Source organism: Kitasatospora sp. NPDC086791 (assembly GCF_040685975.1).
Lineage (GTDB): Bacteria > Actinomycetota > Actinomycetes > Streptomycetales > Streptomycetaceae > Kitasatospora.
The window spans coordinates 98,100-119,282 of the sequence record NZ_JBFBOC010000006.1; the positions used below are offsets into that span (position 1 = coordinate 98,100).

Annotated in this window: 16 protein-coding genes; 10 read left to right on the top strand and 6 right to left on the bottom strand. The window is 72.4% G+C overall.

Annotated elements, in window-relative coordinates; translation table 11 throughout:
• Nucleotides 1-106 precede the first annotated feature (106 nt).
• The 3 genes from AB0Q99_RS12000 to AB0Q99_RS12010 form a co-directional block, all read right to left on the bottom strand.
• The gene (locus AB0Q99_RS12000; protein ID WP_363570622.1) at nt 107-1,321 is read right to left on the bottom strand and encodes an alpha/beta hydrolase; all 1,215 of its coding nucleotides are present in this window, start codon (nt 1,319-1,321) and stop codon (nt 107-109) included.
• Nucleotides 1,322-1,521: 200 nt separating this feature from the next.
• Nucleotides 1,522-1,857 carry an MmcQ/YjbR family DNA-binding protein gene (locus AB0Q99_RS12005; RefSeq protein WP_363570624.1) on the bottom strand — a complete coding sequence of 112 codons (336 nt, stop codon included), beginning with the start codon at nt 1,855-1,857 and terminating at the stop codon, nt 1,522-1,524.
• 80 nt (nt 1,858-1,937) lie between these two features.
• Nucleotides 1,938-2,666: a TetR family transcriptional regulator gene (locus AB0Q99_RS12010; protein ID WP_363570626.1), complete on the bottom strand. Its 729-nt coding sequence runs from the start codon at nt 2,664-2,666 to the stop codon at nt 1,938-1,940.
• A 250-nt stretch (nt 2,667-2,916) separates the two neighbouring features.
• Between AB0Q99_RS12010 and AB0Q99_RS12015 the strand changes: the two genes are divergently transcribed.
• Complete coding sequence (locus AB0Q99_RS12015; protein ID WP_363570628.1) at nt 2,917-4,518, top strand: MFS transporter; 1,602 nt, start codon at nt 2,917-2,919, stop codon at nt 4,516-4,518.
• 165 nt (nt 4,519-4,683) lie between these two features.
• Here AB0Q99_RS12015 and aceE read toward each other — a convergent pair whose 3' ends face one another.
• Entirely contained in the window at nt 4,684-7,434 is a 2,751-nt protein-coding gene (gene aceE, locus AB0Q99_RS12020; RefSeq protein ID WP_363570630.1) for a pyruvate dehydrogenase (acetyl-transferring), homodimeric type, read from the bottom strand.
• A 518-nt stretch (nt 7,435-7,952) separates the two neighbouring features.
• On the opposite strand from aceE, the gene AB0Q99_RS12025 reads away from it, so the two are divergent.
• From AB0Q99_RS12025 to AB0Q99_RS12045, 5 genes are all read left to right on the top strand, one after another.
• Nucleotides 7,953-8,393 (top strand): DUF3052 domain-containing protein, encoded by a 441-nt coding sequence (locus AB0Q99_RS12025; RefSeq protein ID WP_363570632.1) that lies wholly within the window; start codon nt 7,953-7,955, stop codon nt 8,391-8,393.
• Between the two features lie 339 nt (nt 8,394-8,732).
• A complete protein-coding gene (locus AB0Q99_RS12030) occupies nt 8,733-9,191 on the top strand; it encodes a peroxiredoxin (protein ID WP_363570634.1) in 459 nt (152 codons plus the stop codon).
• Between the two features lie 211 nt (nt 9,192-9,402).
• Nucleotides 9,403-9,978: a TerD family protein gene (locus AB0Q99_RS12035; protein ID WP_363570636.1), complete on the top strand. Its 576-nt coding sequence runs from the start codon at nt 9,403-9,405 to the stop codon at nt 9,976-9,978.
• Between the two features lie 257 nt (nt 9,979-10,235).
• Entirely contained in the window at nt 10,236-10,814 is a 579-nt protein-coding gene (locus AB0Q99_RS12040) for a TerD family protein (protein ID WP_363570637.1), read from the top strand.
• Nucleotides 10,815-10,960: 146 nt separating this feature from the next.
• Entirely contained in the window at nt 10,961-12,055 is a 1,095-nt protein-coding gene (locus AB0Q99_RS12045) for a DUF475 domain-containing protein (protein WP_363570639.1), read from the top strand.
• Nucleotides 12,056-12,148: 93 nt separating this feature from the next.
• Here the strand turns inward: AB0Q99_RS12045 and AB0Q99_RS12050 are convergent, their stop codons facing one another.
• Nucleotides 12,149-13,342, bottom strand: coding sequence for a DUF2637 domain-containing protein (locus AB0Q99_RS12050; RefSeq protein ID WP_363570641.1), 1,194 nt, complete (start codon nt 13,340-13,342; stop codon nt 12,149-12,151).
• A gap of 433 nt (nt 13,343-13,775) precedes the next feature.
• Here AB0Q99_RS12050 and AB0Q99_RS12055 point away from each other — a divergent pair, with 433 nt between their 5' ends.
• Nucleotides 13,776-14,525 (top strand): Tellurium resistance, encoded by a 750-nt coding sequence (locus AB0Q99_RS12055; RefSeq protein ID WP_363570643.1) that lies wholly within the window; start codon nt 13,776-13,778, stop codon nt 14,523-14,525.
• Between the two features lie 98 nt (nt 14,526-14,623).
• Here the strand turns inward: AB0Q99_RS12055 and AB0Q99_RS12060 are convergent, their stop codons facing one another.
• A complete protein-coding gene (locus tag AB0Q99_RS12060; RefSeq protein ID WP_363570645.1) occupies nt 14,624-15,817 on the bottom strand; it encodes a TerD family protein in 1,194 nt (397 codons plus the stop codon).
• A 367-nt stretch (nt 15,818-16,184) separates the two neighbouring features.
• Between AB0Q99_RS12060 and AB0Q99_RS12065 the strand changes: the two genes are divergently transcribed.
• The 3 genes from AB0Q99_RS12065 to AB0Q99_RS12075 all read left to right on the top strand — a co-directional run bounded on the left by AB0Q99_RS12065 (nt 16,185) and on the right by AB0Q99_RS12075 (nt 21,130).
• Nucleotides 16,185-17,480, top strand: coding sequence for an HpcH/HpaI aldolase/citrate lyase family protein (locus tag AB0Q99_RS12065; protein ID WP_363570647.1), 1,296 nt, complete (start codon nt 16,185-16,187; stop codon nt 17,478-17,480).
• A gap of 147 nt (nt 17,481-17,627) precedes the next feature.
• Nucleotides 17,628-20,309 (top strand): phosphoribosyltransferase, encoded by a 2,682-nt coding sequence (locus AB0Q99_RS12070; protein ID WP_363570648.1) that lies wholly within the window; start codon nt 17,628-17,630, stop codon nt 20,307-20,309.
• Nucleotides 20,309-21,130 carry an HAD family hydrolase gene (locus tag AB0Q99_RS12075; RefSeq protein WP_363570650.1) on the top strand — a complete coding sequence of 274 codons (822 nt, stop codon included), beginning with the start codon at nt 20,309-20,311 and terminating at the stop codon, nt 21,128-21,130. Before AB0Q99_RS12070 ends, AB0Q99_RS12075 begins: the two co-directional genes overlap by 1 nt.
• Nucleotides 21,131-21,183: the final 53 nt, after the last annotated feature.

Consider the following 21,183-nt stretch of genomic DNA (forward strand, 5'->3'; position numbering starts at 1 on the left):
CGGGCTCGGTCAGGGCTGGGGTTCGGTCAGGACTCGGGCTCGGGTTCGGTCACGACTCGGGCTGGGGCTCGGTCAGGACCCCGGCTCGGTCAGGACTCGGGCTCGGTCAGGACTCGGGCTCGGTCCGGACCACGTCGCGGTAGTGGCCGAGCGAGATCGCCGCGAAGTTGCGCAGGCTGTCGGTGCCGTCGGTGAAGTAGCCGTTGTGGCCGACCGCGCGCGCCGAGGAGATCTGCTCCGCGCCGAAGCCGCCGCCGGTCGGATCGGCGCCGTGGCCGAGCTTGCCGACCTCCAGGAACGGGACGTTGCCGATCCAGTCGCTGGGGTTGCGGGCCGCCCAGACGTGCACGCCGTCGCCCAGTTCGGCGGCGCTCTGCACGCCCATGCCGGGGCTGCCGAACACCATCATGTCGGTGATGCCGGAGGTGTCGGACGGCGAGGAGGCCGCGCGCGGGATCTTCGGGGCGGCGGTGCCGCAGACCACCGAGCCGTACGAGTGGCAGAGCAGCGACGGGGGCGCGTCCGGCCGGGTGGTTTCCTTGAGGCCGGCGAGCAGCCGCTCCAGGCGGGGCGCGGCGACGTCGGCGAGCCGGGAGGTGGCCGCGTCCGGGCCGAGGCCGGAGGGGGTGACGTAGCCGGTCCAGGAGACCACGGCGGTACGGGTGCCCGGGGCCTGGCGCTGCTCCTCGGCGTAGAGGGCGCGGGCCATGCCGGCCGGGGAGCGCAGCGGCTCGGCGGTCTGGTCGAAGTGGCCGAGATCGGCGTCCGAGCCGGGGACGAGCACGGAGATCCGCTCGGCGTCGGCGAGGTCGCCCCACACCTCGGTGACCAGGCCGCGGCCGCGCGGGTCGAAGGCCAGGACCTGTCGGCCGGGGGCGAGCAGGTGGTCCACGTCGTTGGCGCGGGAGACGGCCAGCGCACGGGTGTCGGAGTCGAGCGTGCGGTCCTCGGCGTGGGCCCGGGCCTTGTCGCGCTCGGCGGCCAGGGCGATCCGGTTGGCGCGGTAGCGCAGGTCCAGCGGGGCGCCGTCGTAGTTGCCGACGACCAGCGGGTACGCCTGGATCAACCGGTCCAGTTCGGTGGGCGCGAGCGAGGCGAAGAACTCGGCGGCGGCCGCCGGGGAGGTGGTGGCCGGGTCGGGCAGGGAGCGGCCGAAGGAGTGGTCCTGGAGCCAGGCGGTGCTGCCGGCCGGGGGCGTGGAGATCGCCAGCTGCTCCGAGGAGACGGCGGCCGCGGCGGCCGAGGCGCCGGCGTCGGCGAGTACGGCGCACCCGGCGAACGCCCCGATCAGTACCCGCTTCCAGCGTCGACGGTTGCGCACCGCACCAACTCCCTTGGGGCCCGTCACCGTTTCGCGGGCGGTGCCCGGAGGGTGCGACAGAACTGCTGACTTCCCTGCGCAAGCCTAGGCCGCCCGGCGGCGTGCCGGGCGCGCCCAAACTGTGGGATGGATCACATGAACCGGGGGTGTCCTCGCGGCGTCTCCCAGTGGTGCGGGTCGCGCTCCTGACGGCCGTTCGCTCAGGCGTCGAACTCCCGGACCAGCCGCTTCGGGGCCGTCCGCCGCCAGGCCTCGGTGACCAGGTCGCGCAGCTCGTCCCGGTCCACCAGGTCGAGCCGGACGCTCACCCAGCCGTGCCGCCCGACGTAGGGGGCGGACGTGAACACCTCGGGCTCGGCGGCGAGCAGTTCGGCCTGGTCCTCGGGGGAGGCCTTGACGGTGACCCGGTCGCCGTCGGGCGCGCCCATCGCGAAGATCCGGCTGCGGACCCGCAGCGTCTCGATGTCCCAGGTCGGCTCCTGGGCGGCCTCCGGCAGGGCCAGCGCGATCGCGCGGAACTCGTCGAACGTCACCATGGCGGCAGGTTAGAGCAGGGGGCTGACAGCGCGCCCCCGGCGCGCACCGGGGGCGCACTGTCGGTGGCCCGCCGGGCCGCTCAGGACGGCGGGGTGTCGCCCGGCGTCCCGGCGCCAGGGTGCTGCCCGGGGGTGCGCCAGTGGCCGGTCAGGGCCGGGCCGAGCTGGTCGAAGTGACGCTCGATCAGGGTGATCATGCCCTCCGGGCCCTCGGGTTCGCGGTCGGCGGTCCAGGACAGGTGGGCGGCGCGCAGGACGCTGCCGAAGACGGCGGCGAGCACGGCGGGGCGCAGGTCCTCGCGCGGGTCGAGCCCCTCGCGTTCGGCGAGGATCCGGACCACGATCCGCTCCTGCTCGGTGACCCGGCGCAGATGGGCGGCGAGCAGGGTGGGCGCGTCCTCGATCATTCGCATGAGTTCGAGCGCGCTGGTGATCGAGCCGGGGCCGGACGCCCTGGCGTTCCCGAGGTCGCGCCAGGCCTTGACGATCGAGGCGCGCAGGGCCTGCAGCGGGGTCTCCTCGGCCGGGCGGTGGTGCAGGCACTCGATGAAGTAGTCCTCGGCCTCGGCCATGACGGCGAGCGCGACCTCGTCCTTGTTGGCGAAGTAGCGGAAGAAGGTGCGCTGGGAGACGTCGACGGCGGAGGCGATCTCGTCGACGGTCGTCCGGGCGAAGCCCTGGCCGAGGAAGAGCTCGTGGGCGGCCTGGACCAGGGCGTCCCGGGTCTGCTGCTTCTTGCGCTCGCGCAGCCCGGGCGTCCGCCCGAGGTCCTCCGGGGTGCCGGTGGGGCGGGGGGTGCGAGCGGCCATGGCGGGGCCTTCCGGGGCGGTGGGGGCGGTGGGGGTCGGCAGGGGTGCGAGTGCGGCTGTGAGTGCGGGTGTGAGCACACCTTAGCGTTCTGACAAATGTCAGTAATGGCCAGAAGTCATTGTTTGCCGAATGTCAGTGACTGACATAATCTGCCGCGAGTGGCGTACGTCGGGCCGGGCACCTGTGGGGACGGGTGGGCCGGGGCGCCACGACCACGTTCCGCACGAGCCACGCCCCCGGAGGGCCCAGATGAGCCAGTCCGTCGTCAAGAACTCCGAGGCGGACGCTCCGCCGCCGACGCCACCGTCCGGGGGCGGCCTCCAGGGGCACCCCTGGCTGACCCTGCTGACCGTCGCGGTCGGCGTCATGATGGTCGCGCTGGACGGCACGATCGTCGCCATCGCCAACCCGGTGATCCAGGAGAAGCTGCACGCGGCGCCCTCCGAGATCCAGTGGGTCACCAGCGGCTACCTGCTCGCCCTGGCGGTCTTCCTGATCACCGCCGGCAAGATCGGCGACCGGTTCGGCCACAAGAGCACCTTCCTGGTCGGCGCGGTCGGCTTCGCCGCCACCTCGGCCGCGATCGGCTTCGCCGGCGACATCCGGACCGTGATCGCCTTCCGGGTGCTCCAGGGCCTGTTCGGCGCGCTGCTCCAGCCGGCCGCGCTCGGCCTGCTGCGCGGGGCCTTCCCGGCCGAGCGGCTCAACATGGCGATCGGCATCTGGGGCGGTGTGATCGGCGCCTCCACCGCGGCCGGCCCGATCGTCGGCGGCCTGCTGGTCGAGCACGTCAACTGGGAGTCGGTGTTCTTCATCAACATCCCGGTCGGCCTGATCGCGCTGGCGCTCGGCCTGTGGGTGCTCAGGGACGTCCGGGCCGAGAACGCCGCCAAGTCCTTCGACCTGCCCGGCATCCTGCTGCTGTCGGCCGGGATGTTCGCGCTGGTCTTCGGCATCATCAAGGCCCCCGAGTGGGGCTGGGGCGACGCGCGGACGCTGCTGCTCCTGGGCGGCGCGGTGGTGCTGATGGTGGTGTTCGCGCTCTGGCAGGTCAGGGCGCGCGAGCCGCTGGTCCCGCTGGGCCTGTTCCGCTCGGTGCCGCTGTCGGCGGGCGTCCTGCTGATGGTGCTGATGGCCTTCGCGTTCTTCGGCGCGATCTTCTTCGTGACCTTCTACCTGCAGAACGTGCACGGGATGAAGCCGGTCGAGGCCGGCGTCCACCTGCTGCCGATGACCGGCATGATGATCGTCGGCTCGCCGCTGGCCGGCCTCGCGATCGGCCGGGTCGGCCCGCGGATCCCGATCGTGGCGGGCATGCTGATCACCACCACCGCGATGTTCGGCATGTCCACCCTGGACACCGGCTCCGGCAACGGTGTGATGTCGCTCTGGTTCGTCCTGATGGGCCTCGGCATCAGCCCGGTGATGGTCGGCGCCACCGAGGTGGTCGTCGGCAACGCCCCGCTGGAGCTGTCCGGTGTGGCGGGCGGTCTGCAGCAGTCCGCGATGCAGGTCGGCGGCAGCCTCGGCACCGCGGTGCTGGGCGCGCTGATGGCCGCCAGGGTCGGCGACGTGCTGCCCGGCAAGTGGGCCGGGGCCGGCCTGCCGCCGGTCGAGGGCCCGCAGGCCGACGGGCTCGAGCAGGCCGCCCAGCTCGGCATCGCGCCGCCGGCCCCGCCCGGCACCCCGCCGCAGGTGGTGGACGCGATGGCCGGCGCCGTCCACGAGTCCTTCGTCAGCGGCATGTCGCTCGCCTTCGCGATCGCCTCGGTGGTGGCCTTCGCCGCCGCCGTGCTCGGCCTGCTCACCCGCCGCGGCACCACCGACGCGGGGCCCGCCGTGCACATCTGACGGCTGCCCGTGGGCGGCGGCTGTCACGACGGCCGCTGTCACGACGGCCCCGGACTCCGTCGAGTCCGGGGCCGTCGTGATGTCCGGGCGTGCCCGGGGGCGCGAGGGGCGAAGGGCCGGACTCCGAGGAGTCCGGCCCTTCGCCCCTCACTGCCCAGCGGACGATCAGGCGTCGCCGCCGGCGGCACCCGGGTCGGCCGCGGTCACGTCGAGCAGCTGGTAGCGGTCGATCGCGTCCTTCAGCGCCGAGCGGTCGATCTTGCCCTGCTTGGCGAGCTCGGTGAGCACCGCCAGGACGACCGACTGCGCGTCGATGTGGAAGAAGCGACGGGCCGCGCCACGGGTGTCGGCGAAGCCGAAGCCGTCGGCGCCCAGCGACTGGTACTGGCCCGGCACCCAGCGGGAGATCTGGTCCGGCACCGCGCGCATCCAGTCGGACACCGCGACGACCGGGCCCTCGGCACCCTGGAGCTTCTGGGTGACGTACGGCACGCGCTGCTGCTCCTCGGGGTGCAGCAGGTTGAACTCCTCGGCCTCCACCGCGTCGCGGCGCAGCTCGTTCCAGGAGGTCGCGGACCAGACGTCGGCCTTGACGTTCCACTCCTCGGCGAGGACGCGCTGGGCCTCCAGGGCCCACGGCACGGCCACGCCGGAGGCGAGGATCTGGGCCGGGATCTGGCCGGCGGTGCCCGGCGCGTACTTGTACAGACCCTTGAGGATGCCCTCGACGTCCACGTTCTCGGGCTCGGCCGGCATCTTGATCGGCTCGTTGTAGACGGTCATGTAGTAGAAGACGTCCTCGCCGTTCGGGTGCTCGGCACTGGTGCCGTACATCCGGCGCAGACCGTCCTGGACGATGTGCGCGATCTCGAAGCCGTACGCCGGGTCGTACGCGACGACGCCGGGGTTGGTCGAGGCCAGCAGGTGCGAGTGGCCGTCGGCGTGCTGCAGGCCCTCACCGGTCAGGGTGGTGCGGCCGGCGGTGGCGCCGATCACGAAGCCGCGGGCCAGCTGGTCCGCCATCTGCCAGAACTGGTCGCCGGTGCGCTGGAACCCGAACATCGAGTAGAAGACGTACACCGGGATCAGCGGCTCGCCGTGGGTGGCGTACGCCGAACCCGCGGCGATCAGCGAGGCGGTGCAGCCGGCCTCGGAGATGCCGTCGTGCAGCATCTGGCCGGTCGGCGACTCCTTGTAGGCGAGGAGGAGGTCCCGGTCGACCGACTCGTAGGTCTGGCCGAGCGGGTTGTAGATCTTCGCCGACGGGAAGAGCGAGTCCATGCCGAAGGTGCGGTACTCGTCCGGCGCGATCGGCACGAAGCGGTTGCCGATGCCCTTGTCCCGCATGAGGTCCTTGAGCACCCGGACGAACGCCATGGTGGTGGCGATGGTCTGGTTGCCGGACCCCTTCTTGACCGCCTTGTACGCGTCGTCGCCGGGCAGTTCCAGCTTGCGCGGGCGGACCTTGCGGGTCGGCACGAAGCCGCCCAGGCCCTGCCGGCGGTCGTGCATGTACTGGATCTCTTCCGAGTTGCGGCCCGGGTGGTAGTAGGGCGGGTAGCCCTCGTCGAGCTGCTTGTCGGTGATCGGCAGGTGCAGCCGGTCGCGGAAGCGCTTCAGGTCCTCGACCGTCAGCTTCTTCATCTGGTGGGTGGCGTTGCGGCCCTCGAAGTTGGGGCCCAGCGTCCAGCCCTTGACCGTCTGGGCCAGGATGACCGTCGGCTGGCCCTGGTGCTCGCGGGCCGCCTTGAACGCCGCGTAGATCTTCTTGTGGTCGTGGCCGCCGCGACCCAGGTGCTGGATCTGCTGGTCGGTCATGCTCTCGACCATCTTGCGCAGGCGCAGGTCGGAGCCGAAGAAGTGCTCGCGGATGTACTGGCCGGACTCGGTGGCGTAGGTCTGGAACTGGCCGTCCACCGTGGTGTTCAGCTTGTTGACCAGCACGCCGTCGCGGTCCTGCGCGAGCAGCGGGTCCCAGCTGCGGTCCCAGATGAGCTTGATCACGTTCCAGCCGGCGCCCCGGAACTGGGACTCCAGCTCCTGGATGATCTTGCCGTTGCCGCGGACCGGGCCGTCGAGGCGCTGCAGGTTGCAGTTCACCACGAAGGTCAGGTTGTCCAGGCCCTCGCGGGCCGCCAGGGACAGCTGGCCGAGCGACTCGGGCTCGTCCATCTCGCCGTCGCCGAGGAAGGCGTACACGTGCGAGTCGGAGGTGTCCTTGATGCCGCGGTGCTCCAGGTAGCGGTTCATCCGCGCCTGGTAGATCGCGCCGAGCGGGCCGAGGCCCATCGAGACGGTCGGGAACTCCCAGAAGTCCGGCATCAGCCGCGGGTGCGGGTAGCTGGACAGGCCGTACGGGGCCTTCGACTTCTCCTGGCGGAACGCGTCGAGCTGCTGCTCGGTGAGTCGGTCCAGGAGGAAGGCGCGGGCGTAGATGCCGGGGGAGGCGTGACCCTGGAAGAAGATCTGGTCGCCGGACTCGCCCTCGGCGTCCTTGCCGCGGAAGAAGTAGTTGAAGCCGACGTCGTAGAGCGACGCGGAGGAGGCGAAGGTGGCGATGTGGCCACCGACGCCGATGCCGGGGCGCTGTGCCCGGGAGACCATGACGGCCGCGTTCCACCGGGTCGCGTTGAGGATCTTGCGCTCGATCTCCTCGTTGCCGGGGAAGAACGGCTCGTCCTTGGTGGCGATGGTGTTGACGTAGTCCGTGCTGCGCATCTCGGGCACGGCGACACGCTTCTCGCGGGCGCGCTCGATCAGCCGCAGCATCAGGTAACGGGCGCGCTCACGCCCCCGCTCGTCGATGGCCGCATCGAGCGACTCCAGCCATTCCGCGGTCTCCTCGGGATCGAAGTCCGGGACCTGACTCGGAAGGCCGCCAATGATGATCGGGTTGCGATCGGATCCGGAAGCCACGCTGTTCCTTCACTGTCGGTCGAAACTAGAGGTGTGTCGCGCCGCCTCCATCGTGCTACCGCGCTCGGAGATCCGTCATCTCTACCGATCGGTAACCGTTCCGCCTGGTGGGCGGTCCGGTCTGGTGGTGCGCGGCGCGGGCGTCTTCGTCCGCTCCGCACACCCCCGGGTGTTACGAAAAGAGGTGGTCCGACCTGGTGTCCCGTCCACCCGATGGCGGGCGGCCGGGGTGAGGGCCAACAGGAGACTCTACGCCCGCGCACGCGCGGACCCCGAATGCCGTTCGTATCTCGGGCACGCGTACGGCCTGTGGGCCGGGACCACCCGAAGCATCCTTGTCCCACGCAGAGAAGGGCAAATCGGTGTGATTCGCGCCACGTCCAGCGGCGTGTCCCGGTGCGACACGTCAACCTTTGGAGGGGATCGGGGGTCGGGTACTTGCGCGAACCGCCGCGCCCGTGTGGACTACGGCCACAGCCCCGGCATGGACGCCGGGCCGAATACTGGAGGTTATTCCCGTGAGCGCGACCGCGGACCCCGCGGACAAGTCCAACCCGGCGAGCCGTCTCAACTTCGAGGCCGGCCAGATCGTCCAGGAGCTGGGGTACGACGAAGACACTGACCAGGATCTCCGTGAGGGCATCGAGGAGATCACCGGGACGGATCTCGTCGACGAGGACTACGACGACGTCGCGGACGCCGTCCTGCTGTGGCACCGCGACGACGACGGGGACCTCACCGACTCCCTCGTCGACGCGCTGGAGTACCTCGCCGAGGGCGGCGTCATCTGGCTGCTGACGCCCAAGACCGGGCGGGACGGCCACATCGAGGCCTCGGACATCAACGAGGCGGCGCGCACCGCCGGCCTCTCCCAGACCAGCTCGATCAACATCGTCAAGGACTGGGCGGCCACCCGGCTCGCGACCAAGTCCACGGCGAAGCCGGGCGGCAAGCGCTGAGCGGGTTCTGAAGCCCCTCGCCGGGCCCCGACGGAGTCACCCTCCGTCGGGGCCCGAGGCGTTTCCGGCGGGGCCCGGCGACGGCCCCGGGGCGCCCCGGGGGTGGGTCGGGCGGGCTGTCGGAGGGGTCCGGGCGGGGTCGGGCCGGGGTCGGGGCGGGCTGTCCGCGCGGTCCGGGCGCGGTCGAGGCGGGCGGTGGCGCGTTCGCCCAGGGCGAAAGGGGGGGCGGGCGCCCGACGGGCCCGCCTCATCCGTTCGGCGGAACGCCCGTAAACGGATGCGAGGATGTGGCCAGCCGCGCCCGCCGCGCGGCGCGGTCGCGTCAGAAAGGTCCCGCCCATGGCCGTCGAGGTCGGCACCCAGGCTCCGGACTTCGAGCTCAACAACCAGCACGGGGAGTCGGTCGGGCTCGCCGACTTCCGCGGCGAGAAGAACGTCGTCCTGGTCTTCTACCCGTTCTCCTTCACCGGCGTCTGCACCGGCGAGCTCGGCGCGATCCAGCGGGAGCTGGCCGGGCTGCAGAACGACGACGTCCAGGTGCTCGGCCTCTCCTGCGACTCGCAGTTCTCCCAGCGCGTCCTCGCCGACCGCGAGGGCCTGGAGTTCCCGCTGCTCGCCGACTTCTGGCCGCACGGTGAGGTCACCCGGGCGTACGGCGTCCTCGACGAGGAGCGGGGCTGCCCGCTGCGCGGCACCTTCGTGATCGACAAGGCTGGCACGGTGCGCTGGAGCGTCGTCAACGGCCTCCCGGACGCCCGGGACGAGCAGGAGTACCTCAAGGTCCTCGCCGCCCTCTGAGCCGCCTCCGGCGGCGCCGCACGGGCCCGGTACCCGGCCGCCCGGGTGCCGACCGGCCGTGTCCGGCCGCAACCGCGCTGCGGACGGGAACCGCGTACTACGCTCGGGCCGTTGGCGGGGTGGGGAGCGGGAGCCGGTGCGCTCCCGCGGCCCCGGACCGCACCACCGGGGGCACCACCACAGGGCGTGCCTCCCGATTCTTGGAGGACACGTGGGAGTCAGCCTCAGCAAGGGCGGCAACGTCTCGCTCACCAAGGAGGCCCCTGGGCTCACGGCCGTGATCGTCGGCCTGGGCTGGGACGTCCGGACCACCACCGGGACGGACTTCGACCTGGACGCCAGCGCACTGCTCTGCAATTCCCAGGGCAAGGTCGCCTCGGACGGCAACTTCGTCTTCTTCAACAACCTGAAGAGCCCGGACGGCTCGGTCGAGCACACCGGTGACAACCGCACCGGCGAGGGCGAGGGCGACGACGAGGCGATCAAGGTCAACCTGGCCGGCGTCCCGGCGGACGTGGAGAAGATCGTCTTCCCGGTGTCGATCTACGACGCCGAGAACCGCGGGCAGAGCTTCGGCCAGGTGCGCAACGCCTTCATCCGCGTGGTGAACCAGGCGGACAACACCGAGCTGGCCCGCTACGACCTCTCCGAGGACGCCTCCACCGAGACCGCGATGGTCTTCGGCGAGCTGTACCGCAACGTCGGCGAGTGGAAGTTCCGCGCCATCGGCCAGGGCTACGCCTCCGGCCTGCGCGGCATCGCCCAGGACTTCGGCGTCAACGTCTGAGTCCTCGTTCGAGTGCTCGTCGGCGCGCAGCGGCGCGCTTCACCCGGGGTGGCCCGGACCGCGGAGGTCCGGGCCACCCCGGTTTCGTGCGGGCGGCCGCGGGCCGGCCGGGGGTTCGTCCGACCCGGTGCCGCGGTGGCCCGCCGCGCTGCGAGGATGTGAGTTCAGGAAGTTCAGCCGACCGGAGCCGGTCGGCCGGGGTCTCGGGGGACTACACCTGGAAGGCGCCCCGGGAGAAGCAAGGGAGGAAGAACGTCATGGTGGTCACGCTTGCCAAGGGTGGCAACGTCTCGCTCACCAAGGCCGCGCCGAACCTGACGCAGGTCCAGATCGGCCTCGGCTGGTCCGCCCGTTCGACCACGGGCGCACCGTTCGACCTCGACGCGAGCGCCCTGCTCTGCGCCGGAGGGCGGGTGCTCGGTGACGAGTACTTCGTCTTCTACAACAACCTCAAGAGCCCCGAGGGCTCGGTGGAGCACCAGGGCGACAACCTCACCGGTGGCGACGACACGGGTGACGACGAGGTGGTCCTGGTCAACCTGGACCTGGTCCCGGCACAGGCGGACAAGGTGGTCTTCGCGGTCTCGATCTACGAGGCCGAGGCGCGGCTGCAGAACTTCGGGCAGGTCCGCAACGCCTACATCCGGGTCGTCAACTCGGTCGACGGCCAGGAGATCGCCCGCTACGACCTGTCCGAGGACGCGTCCAGCGAGACCGCGATGATCTTCGGCGAGCTGTACCGGTACGGCGGCGAGTGGAAGTTCCGCGCGGTGGGCCAGGGGTACGCCTCCGGCCTGCGCGGGATCGCGCTCGACTTCGGCGTGAACGTACAGTAATGGCCGAAATCGGACCATCGCACCCGACCCGATCATGAGAACTGAGGGCAGTGCGGGGGTGACCTGACCGGGCCGGGCCCGGTCAGGGAGTCTCGGGGACGAGGCCGCCCCCGGCACGGCCAGAACCCGAAAGGTAGCCAACTCCCGTGTTCCTCCGCACATTCGGCTGGTCGTTCGCGATCACCGCCATCGGCCTGATCGCGGCCGGCCTGCTCTGGGGAGCCCAAGGCTTCGGCGTCGTGCTGATCCTCTCCATCCTGGAGATCTCCCTGTCGTTCGACAACGCGGTGGTCAACGCCACGGTGTTGAAGCGGATGAACCCGTACTGGCAGAAGATCTTCCTGACCGTCGGCGTGCTCATCGCCGTCTTCGGCATGCGCCTGATCTTCCCGCTGTTGGTCGTCGGCCTCACCGCGAAGCTCAACCCCGCGACCGTCATCGACCTCGCCCTGCACCCCGACAAGATCTACGCCGGCCACACCTACGCCCAGTACCTGGAGGCGGCCAACCCGGCCATCGCCGCGTTCGGTGGCGTCTTCCTGCTCATGATCTTCCTGGACTTCGTGTTCGAGGAGAAGGAGCACAACTGGCTGAGCTGGCTGGAGCGTCCGCTGGAGAAGGTCGGCAAGCTCGACGCGCTCTCCAGTGTGGTCGCGCTGGTCGCGCTGGTGCTGGCCTCCCGCTTCTTCGCCGCCGAGCACGCGGAAACCGTTCTGCTCGCCGGTGTCCTCGGCCTGATCACCTACCTCGCGGTCAACGGCCTCTCGTCGATCTTCGAGTCGGGTCTGGAGGAGGAGGCCGAGCGCGAGGAGGAGGCGGAGAAGTCCGGCAAGTCGGTCGTCCAGGTCGCCGGCAAGGCCGCGTTCTTCCTGTTCCTCTACCTGGAGGTCCTGGACGCGTCGTTCTCCTTCGACGGCGTGGTCGGCGCGTTCGCCATCTCCAGCGACATCTTCCAGATCACCCTGGGCCTCGGCATCGGCGCGATGTACATCCGCTCGCTGACCGTCTTCCTGGTCCGCAAGGGCACCCTGGACGACTACGTCTACCTGGAGCACGGCGCGCACTACGCGATCGGCGCCCTGGCGGGGATCCTGCTGGTCGGGATCAAGTACCACATCCCGGAGATCGTCACCGGCCTGATCGGCGTCGCCTTCATCGGGCTCGCCCTCGGCTCGTCGATCCTGCGCAACCGGCGTGAGGGCGCGGACGAGGAACCGGAGCTGGTCGGTTCCGGGAAGTAGTCCGGCCCGGCGCCCGGTGCGCCGGGTACGCGAAACGGCCGCCTCCGGGGTCTCCCCGGGGGCGGCCGTTCCCGTGTCGTGCGGGCGGGGCGGTCAGCCGAGCTGCTGCTCGATCGCGCGCAGCTTGCGCTCCAGCGAGTCCAGCTTCGGCATCGACAGGGTGTCGTCGTCGGCCGTCAGGTCGATGGACGAACCGCGGCGGGACGAGCCGAAGGCGTCGGTCGACGAGGTCGAGGAGGAGGACGACCCGGTCGCGGAGGACGAGGAGGCCGAGGAGGAGGACGACGAGTAGGTCGAGGGGGAGGAGTAGGAGGAGTACGAGGAGCCGACGGCGGCGCGGGGGCGGCGGCCGGTGTCCAGGGCGGCCGGCTCGTACGAGGAGCCGGCGGACGTCGAGGTGGTGGCGTCGGACTCCGCGGCTAGGGCAGGCTCCGTAGCGCTCGGGCCGTCTCCGGCAGCCGTGAGGGCGGGCACCTGGCGGCCGCCGCGGGCCCGGGACAGCATGCCGCCGCCCTGGCGGGAGATGGCCTTCAGCTCGGCGCGCTCGCGACGGTCGGCGGTGCGGGCGCGGACCTTGGCGTCCATCTTCGCCTGCCGCTCCTCGCGCACCTCCTCGACCGCCTCGTCCAGGCTGCGGACGTTCTCCAGCAGCATCAGCGACCAGGCCGCGTAGGTCTCGCGCGGGGCGCGCAGCCAGCGGACGATGCGGATCTGCGGCAGCGGGCGGGGCACCAGGCCCTGCTCGCGCAGCGCGGCCTTGCGGGTCTGCTTCAGCGCGCGGTCGAACAGGATCGCGGCCGAGATCGACATGCCGGAGAAGAACTGCGGGGCGCCGGCGTGACCGAAGCCGCGCGGGGCGTGCACCCAGTTGAACCAGGCCGAGGCGATCGCGAACACCCAGACCAGCAGGCGCGAACCGAGCGCGGCGTCACCGTGGCTGGCCTCGCGGACGGCGAGCACCGAGCAGAACATCGCGGCGCCGTCGAGGCCGAACGGGACGAGGTACTCCCAGCCGTCGGACAGGCCCAGGTTCTCCTTGCCGAAGCCGACCAGTCCGTGGAAGGACAGGGCGGCGGCGACACCGGCGCAGCAGAACAGCAGCGTGTACGAGGAGATGCCGTAGACCATCTCCTTGCGGCGGCGGCGCTCCTCACTGCGCTCCCAGGAGTCGGTCGCCTCGTCCTTCTTCGAGTTCTTGAAACGAAGCGTCGCCATCAGGACGGCGACGAACAGCAGGGCTGCGCCGCCGACGACGGTCCAGACCAGCTGTATGGAGGTCAGGTTCATTGCGGGTCGGGCCTCGGGTTTCCGCAGGGGACAGGTTCACAGTGCGACACAGGCGGTCAGGTCCCGCCGCGCGGGCACTGCCTGACGGTTCGTTCGTCGCCGCACGGCGTGCCCCACCGCGCCCGCGCAGGGGCGGACGGGACACCTGTGCGGCTAGACGATATCGCGTCCGAAGGGGCGGCATGTTACGGGAGGGCCGCTTGCTCGGGCCAATCGGCCCACCGGTTCGCCCCCGGTTCGTCCGTGGTCCGCCCGGCGGTCCGGTCGGTGGTCCGGCCCGTGCGTGTCCGGCGCAGTTCGGCCTCCGGTGCGGGGTGGGTGGCCGGACGGGGTAGGGGAGGGGGTGGACGGGGTATCCGTCGGCCGTGCCGATGCCCGATCATTGGTCGGCGGACCGTCAGATCGCCTGGCGGGAGCAGGGGGAGAGGACGGGATGGTCTCGATCTGGGAGTACCTGCGCGGGGACCGGAGCTACACCTTCGACAACCCGGGCGGTCAGCACAAGGTCATACTCACCAAGTCGGCCCCGCAGCACGCGATCACCGGGTCGGCCGCCACCACCGGCTACCTCTACGTCAACCTGCACTGGTCGATGCGGGCCGGTGCCGGTCGGCCGAGCACCCGGGACACGGTCAAGCGGTTCTTCAGCCCGCGGATCCTCAGCCCGCTGGAGCCGGACTCGCCGCAGGGCAACGAGCCGATGAACGTCGACCTCGACCTGGCCTGCATGTATGAACTCTCCGACGGCTCCACGGGCGTGGTGCAGCCGCTCGGCGGTCTCTTCGGCGACCTCCAGAACGCGCCGTACATCAAGCTCAGCGGCGACGACCAGTACGGGGCGCCGTCGGGCGAGACGATGTACGTCAACCTGGAGAAGAAGGACAAGTTCAAGCGGCTGCTGATCTTCGTCTACATCTACGACGGCACGCCGGCCTTCGAGCAGTCGCAGGCGGTGGTGACGATCGTGCCGCAGACCGGGCCGCGGATCGAGATCAAGCTGGAGGAGCGGGCCCGGGCGGCGCGTTCCTGTGCCGTGGTGCTGATCGAGAACGCGGGGGACAACCAGCTGAGGGTGCGCCGCGAGGTGCGGTACGTCAACGGGTTCCAGTCGGACATCGACCGGTTGTACGGGTTCGGGATGCAGTGGCAGCGCGGGTACAAGAACCAGTCGGGGGGCGACTGAGGGGCTGGGGCTGGGGCTGGGGGGCTGGTCGGCGTCGGGGTCGGTGACGGCGTCGTCGGCGCCGGGGGCCCGGGCGGGACCCGCCGCCCCGGCGGGCGTCAGCGGGGCTGGAACTGCGGGCCCTGCGGGGGCAGCGCGAACTCCTCGCCGGTGGGCGCCCCCGACGGCGGCCGGGCCGTCGGCGCCTGCGGCGGGACGGGCGGCTGCTGGCCGGTGCCGGGCTGCGGGTAGCCGTAGCTGCCCGGGTGCGGCTGCGGTGGGACGTGCTGCGGCGGGACGGGCTGGTTCGGCTGGGGGTAGCCGTACCCGGTGCCGGGCTGCTGCGGGTACGGCTGGGTGGGCTGCGGGTAGCCGTAGCCGGTCCCGGGCTGCTGCTGGGGGTAGCCGTACCCCGTGCCGGGCTGCTGCTGGGGGTAGCCGTAGCCGGTGCCGGGCTGGTGGCCCGGCGGCTGGGTGGGCGGTGCCGGCGGGACGGCCGGGGGCACGGTCGGCGGGGTGGTGGGCGGCGGCGGTGCGGTGGGCGGTGCGCCCGTCGGCGAGCCCGCGGCGGCTGGGGCCGGGGCGGCCGGGGCCTGGTTGGCAGGCGGCTGCGGGACGGCCGGGGCCAGGGTGAAGGTGCCCGGCTCGGGGGCAGGTGTGCGCCGGTCCGGCAGCGGGGTGCTGCGCGGGTCCACCGCGCCGGTCGGGGAGGCGGTGGAGGCGGGGGCCGGGCTCTGCGTGGGGTCGGGCGCCGCGTTCGACCCCTCGTCCTCGACGGTGATGCCGAAGTCGGTGGCCAGGCCGATCAGCCCGGAGGTGTAGCCCTGGCCGATCGCCCGGAACTTCCAGGACCCGGACCGCCGGTACAGCTCGCCCGCGACCAGCGCGGTGACGCTCTCGGCGTCGCTGATCTCGAACTCGGCCAGCGCGGACGCGCTCTCGCCCGCCGCGGCGTCGAACAGCAGCAGCCGCAGGCCCGGCACCGTGCGGAACGGTCCGCCCTCGGAGGAGCCCGCCAGCACCACGCGGTCGACGTCGGCGGGCAGCTTGCCCAGCTCGACCTCGATCGTGTCGATGATCTCGGCGCCGCCGGAGGTCTGCTGCTTGGGCAGGTGGCGGACCAGGCCGGACGGGTGGCGCGGCTGGTTGTAGAAGACGAAGTCGGCGTCCGAACGGACCTTGCCGTTGGCGCCGAGCAGCAGCGCGGACGCGTCCACGTCCGGCGCACCGGGCGTGGCGCTCCAGCGCAGCACGGCGCGGACCGCCGCCGCCGGCAGTGCGATGTTGGCGCCCTTGGCCATCACGTGCGTCATAGCCGACCATCCTGCCTGTTCGCCACCCCTTCGGACAACGTGACCGGGACGGTTCGCGTCGGGTCGGACTTTGCCAAGACTTGCGCTTCCCGGGGTTTGCCCGCGCGGGGCCCGTGACCGTCCAAGTGGACCGGGATGTTCCGGGAGTTCAGTGCCGGGGAACCGGGGGCGGCCGGATCCCGTCCGTACGATGAGCAGTCGAAAGGCCCCCCGGGGGGTTCCGGGGATTCGACGGAGGGGCGTCCGCCGGTGGCGCGTCCGGGGAACCACGGAGCCCGGTCGGCCGGTTGACCAGGGTGTCGTCCGGTCGGCGGGGGCGTTGTCGGCAGGGGGCCGGAGGCCCGTCCACTTCCTGGAGGAGAGCACCTTGCGCCATTTCGGCCACCTCGGCGAGGACGTACGCGGCCGGCTCTTCCTGAAGCAGCCGCGCGCGTTCACCGCGCAGAGCGAGCCCCAGGTGCTCGCCACCGCGCTCGGCGGCACCCTCTACAGCCCCGCCACCAGGCCCGCGCTGGCCGCCGACATCCGCAAACTGGCTGCTCGGGGCGTGGTGTCGATGGTGCTCTGCCTGGAGGACGCGATCGCCGACCACGAGGTGGACGCCGGGGAACGCAACCTGGTCGAGCAATTGAATGACCTGGTCAAGGATTTCACCGACTGCGCACAGAGTCATCCGCTGCTCTTCATCAGAGTCCGTGCCGCCGCGCAGATTCCCGACCTGGCCGAGCGGCTCGGTCCGGCCGTCGAACTGCTCAGCGGCTTCGTCCTGCCCAAGTTCACCCCGGAGAACGGCGGCGGGTACCTGGCCGCGCTCGCCGCCGCCGAGGCCGCGACCGGGCGGCGGCTGTTCGCCATGCCCGTCCTGGAATCGCCCGAGCTGGCCCACCTGGAGACCCGTCGGGAGCAGCTCTTCGGGATCGCCGAACTGCTCGCCGGGCACCGGGAGCGGGTGCTCGCCGTGCGCCTCGGCGTCACCGACCTCTGCTCCGCCTACGGCCTGCGGCGTTCGCCGGACCTCACCGCGTACGACGTCGCACTGGTCGCGTCGGTCATCGGGGACGTGGTCAACGTGCTGGGCCGGGCGGACGGGACGGGGCACACCGTCACCGGACCGGTCTGGGAGTACTTCCCGGTGCAGGAGCGGATGTTCAAGCCGCAGCTGCGCCGCACTCCGTTCGTCGAGGCGTCGGTCGGGGTGGGGGTCGGGGTGGGGGTCGGTGGGGTGGTCGGGGGTGCGGTCGGTGGGGCTGGTGGTTCCGGTGACGCCGAGGGCACCGGCGGCACCATCGGCACCGTTCGGGGCTCCGCCGGAGAGGAGGTCCGCCGCCGGATCATCGAGCACGACCTGGACGGGCTGATCCGGGAGGTCGAACTCGACCGGGCCAACGGCCTGCTCGGCAAGACCTGCATCCACCCCAGCCACGTGCCCGCGGTGCACGCCCTGTCCGTGGTCACGCACGAGGAGTACTGCGACGCCCAGGACATCCTCCGGCAGGAGCAGGGCGGCGGCGGGGTGCTGCGCTCGGCGTACACCAACAAGATGAACGAGGCCCGGCCGCACCGGGCCTGGGCGGAGCGGGTGCTGCTGCGGGCGGAGGTGTTCGGGGTGGCCCGGGAGGATGTGAGCTTCGCGGAGTTGCTGGCGGCCTGTTTGTGCGGATGAGGCCGGGCCGTTCCCTCCGGTTCCCGTAGGGCGGATAGGAAGAGTCGGGCATGGCGGGTCGGGCCCCGTGAATCGGGCCTGGCTGGTCGGGCCTGGCGAGCTGGATATGACGAACGCACCATCGCACCATCGAAGGCAGGACCAGCAGTGACAGCAACACCCCAGACGTGGACCGGCCGTTGGGTCGCCGACCGGACCGGGATCGCGCTGACCGGTTCCGAGCGCCTCCCCGAACTCGTCGGTCTGGCCCTCCGGGAGAACCGCAAGCGCGCCCACCTGCTGGTCTCCACCGTGCTCGGCAAGCACGTGCCGCAGCGGCCCTCGGTGGTCCACGGCGCCGGGCTCGAACTCGGCCGCAGGGTCCGCGACCTGCTCGGCGACGAGGCGGCCGCGCGGGCCGTCGTGCTCGGCTACGCGGAGACCGCCACCGCACTCGGCCACAGTGTCGCCGACGGCCTGGACGCCCCCTACCTGCACTCCACCCGTCGCCCGGTGCCCGGGATCCCCCCGGTCGGCGGCTTCGAGGAGGAGCACTCGCACGCCACCTCGCACCTGCTGCTCCCGTCCGACCCCGAACTGTTCGCCGGGGACGGGCCGCTGGTGCTGGTGGACGACGAGTTCTCGACCGGTCGGACGGTGCTCAACACCATCCGCGAACTGCACGCCCGCCACCCGCGCGACCACTACGTCGTGGTCGCCCTGGTCGACCTGCGCTCCGCCGCCGACCGGGACCGGCTCGCGGAGGCCGCCGACGGACTCGGCGTCCGGCTGGACCTGGTGGCCACCGCGAGCGGTGGCGTCGAGCTGCCCGAGGACCTGCTGGACCGGGCCCAGCGGCTGATCGCGGAGGTGGCGGCGGACGGCGGGGCGCCGTTGGTGCGGGCCGAGCCGGCGCGGGCCGAGCTGGTGCAGGCCGAGCCGGTCCGGGCCGAGCTGGTGCGGGCCGAGCCGGTCCGGGCCGAGCTGGTGCGGGCCGAGCTGGACTGGCCCGTCGGGCTCCCGGACGGCGGTCGGCACGGCTTCACCGCCCGTGACCGTGCCCGCCTGGACGCCGCGCTGCCCCGGCTGGCCGGGCAGCTCGCCGAGGCCCTGCCCGCCGAGGCGCGGCGGGTGCTGGTGCTCGGCTTCGAAGAACTGATGTACGCGCCGCTGCGCCTGGCCGACGCCCTGGCCGAGCGGCTCGGCGGTGACCGCGTCCGCTACTCCACCACCACCCGCTCGCCCGTCCTGGCGGTGGACGACCCCGGCTACGCCATCCGCACCCGGCTGGCCTTCCCCGCCCACGACGACCCGCAGGACGACGCCTCGCGCGAGCGCTACGCGTACAACGTCGCCCCCGGCAGTGATCCGGCACGGCGGTTCGACGCCGTCGTGCTGGTGGTGGACGACGTCGGCGACACCCCGGCGCTGCACCGGGGCGAGCGGGCGCTGCTCGGCCAGCTGCGGCAGGTCACCGACCGGGTGGTGCTCGCGGTGCTGCCCTCGCACCGGCCGGTGTCCCCGCCGTCGGCCGCGCCGCTGCCTCCGCTGCTGCCCGCGCTGTCGCCTGTGCAGTCGCCCTCGCCGTCACCCTCGGACGGGCCGGTGCCCGCACTGCCGACCCCCCTGTACGGGCCGGCGTTCTCGTCCTACCGGGCCGAGGAGGTGGCCTGGCTGCTCAAGGACCTCTCCGGGGTCGCGCTGGAGGCCCCCACCGAGGAGCGCGAGGAGGCCGTGCAGAACGGTGGCGCGCATTACGCCGAGTCGCTGCCGGTCGAGTACCAGCCCAGTCCCGCGTACCAGGAGCTGTTCCAGCAGGCGCTGCACGGCTCCGCCCGCCGGATCGCGCTCGCCGTCGGCACCGTCGCCGAGACGCTGCTGCGCGAGCGCGGCCCCGGGCTGGTGCTCGCCTCGCTGGCCCGGGCCGGTACGCCCGTCGGCGTCCTGATCCGTCGCTGGCTGGCCTTCGCCCACGGCCTGTCCGTACCGCACTACGCCGTCTCGATCGTGCGGGGCCGCGGCATCGACCCGGTCGCGCTGCGCTACCTGGCGGCCCACCACCGCGCGCAGGACGTGGTGTTCGTGGACGGCTGGACGGGCAAGGGCGCGATCACCCGGGAACTCGCCGACGCGCTGGCCGGCACCGGCTTCGATCCGGACCTCGCGGTGCTCGCCGACCCGGGCCGCTGTGTGCGCACCTACGGCACCCGGGACGACTTCCTCATCCCGTCCGCCTGCCTCAACTCCACGGTGTCCGGGCTGGTTTCGCGCACCGTCCTGCGGGCCGGGCTGATCGGCCCGGACGACTTCCACGGGGCCAAGCACTACGCCGAGCTGGCCGGGAGCGACGTCTCGGCGGCCTTCCTGGACGCGGTGGCCGGGTGCTTCGGAGAGGTCCGCGCATCGGCCGTCGAGGGCGCGGACCGGCTGGCCGCCGACCCGGACCGGGCGCCCGACTGGGCCGGCTGGGCCGCCGTCGAGCGGATCAGCGCCGAGTACGGCATCGACAACGTCAACCTGGTGAAGCCGGGCGTCGGCGAGACCACCCGGGTGCTGCTGCGCCGTGTCCCCTGGCGGATCCTCGCCCGTCGCGGCGCCGGCGCCGACCTGGACCACGTCCGGCTGCTCGCCGCCCAGCGCGGCGTCGAGGTCGAGGAGGTGGACGGCCTGCCGTACACCTGTGTCGGCCTGATCCACCCCCGCTACAGCCGCGGGGCGACCGGGGCCGACGGGCGGTCGGCGGTGTCCGGGGGGTCCGAGGCGCCGGAGGCGTCCGCGGCCTCTGCGGGGTCGGTGGTTTCGGTGGGGTCGGTGGCTTCGACGGCCTCCGTGGCGGGGAGGGATTCCTGATGAGTGTCCTGGTGGCCAGCGACCTCGACCGGACGCTGATCTACTCCGACCGGGCCCTCGCCCTGGACGTCCCCGACCGGCTCGCGCCGCGCCTGCTCTGCGTCGAGGTGTACCAGGGGCGGCCGCTGTCCTACATGACCGAACGGGCCGCCGGGCTGCTCGCCGACCTCGCCCGGCAGGCCCGCTTCGTCCCCACCACCACCCGGACGCCGGAGCAGTACGAGCGGGTCACCCTGCCCGGCCCGACGTCGGACCGGCTCCCCGAGTACGCGATCTGCGCCAACGGCGGGCAACTGCTGGTGGACGGCGTGCCGGACCACGACTGGCGCGCCGAGATCACCGCGCGGATCGACGCCGGCTCGGCCCCGCTGGAGGAGGTCGTCCGGCGGCTCGCGCTGTGCGCCGACCCGGAGTGGACGCACAAGCGGCGCGTCGCCGACGAGCTGTTCGCCTACCTGGTGGTCGAGCGCGCCGCGCTGCCGGCCGGCTGGCTGGAGGAGCTGACCGGCTGGTGCGCCGAGCGCGGCTGGGTGGTCTCGCTGCAGGGCCGCAAGGTGTACGCCGTCCCGGCGCCGCTCACCAAGAGCGCCGCCCTCGCCGAGGTCGTCCGGCGCAGCGGCGCGACCACCGTGCTCGCGGCCGGGGACTCGCTGCTCGACGCGGACCTGCTGCTCGCGGCGGACGCGGGGTGGCGGCCGGGGCACGGCGAACTCGCCGACAGCGGCTGGACGGCCCCCGGCGTCACCGCCCTGGAGGAGGTGGGGGTGACGGCGGGGGAGGAGATCGTCCGGCGGTTCCTGGCGGGGGTTACGGCGGGTTAGCGGCCGGCCGGCTGCTGTCCGGGTTGTCGTCCGGGTTGTCGTGCGGCTGTCGC

Excerpts from the sequence above, each read along its gene's own strand:
- AB0Q99_RS12030 (WP_363570634.1), top strand. The coding sequence starts at position 8,733 with ATGGCCGTCGAGGTCGGCACCCAGGCTCCGGACTTCGAGCTCAACAAC.
- AB0Q99_RS12010 (WP_363570626.1), bottom strand. The coding sequence starts at position 2,666 with ATGGCCGCTCGCACCCCCCGCCCCACCGGCACCCCGGAGGACCTCGGG.
- AB0Q99_RS12050 (WP_363570641.1), bottom strand. The coding sequence starts at position 13,342 with ATGAACCTGACCTCCATACAGCTGGTCTGGACCGTCGTCGGCGGCGCA.
- AB0Q99_RS12075 (WP_363570650.1), top strand. The coding sequence starts at position 20,309 with ATGAGTGTCCTGGTGGCCAGCGACCTCGACCGGACGCTGATCTACTCC.
- AB0Q99_RS12015 (WP_363570628.1), top strand. The coding sequence starts at position 2,917 with ATGAGCCAGTCCGTCGTCAAGAACTCCGAGGCGGACGCTCCGCCGCCG.
- AB0Q99_RS12055 (WP_363570643.1), top strand. The coding sequence starts at position 13,776 with ATGGTCTCGATCTGGGAGTACCTGCGCGGGGACCGGAGCTACACCTTC.
- AB0Q99_RS12005 (WP_363570624.1), bottom strand. The coding sequence starts at position 1,857 with ATGGTGACGTTCGACGAGTTCCGCGCGATCGCGCTGGCCCTGCCGGAG.
- AB0Q99_RS12060 (WP_363570645.1), bottom strand. The coding sequence starts at position 15,817 with ATGACGCACGTGATGGCCAAGGGCGCCAACATCGCACTGCCGGCGGCG.
- AB0Q99_RS12040 (WP_363570637.1), top strand. The coding sequence starts at position 10,236 with ATGGTGGTCACGCTTGCCAAGGGTGGCAACGTCTCGCTCACCAAGGCC.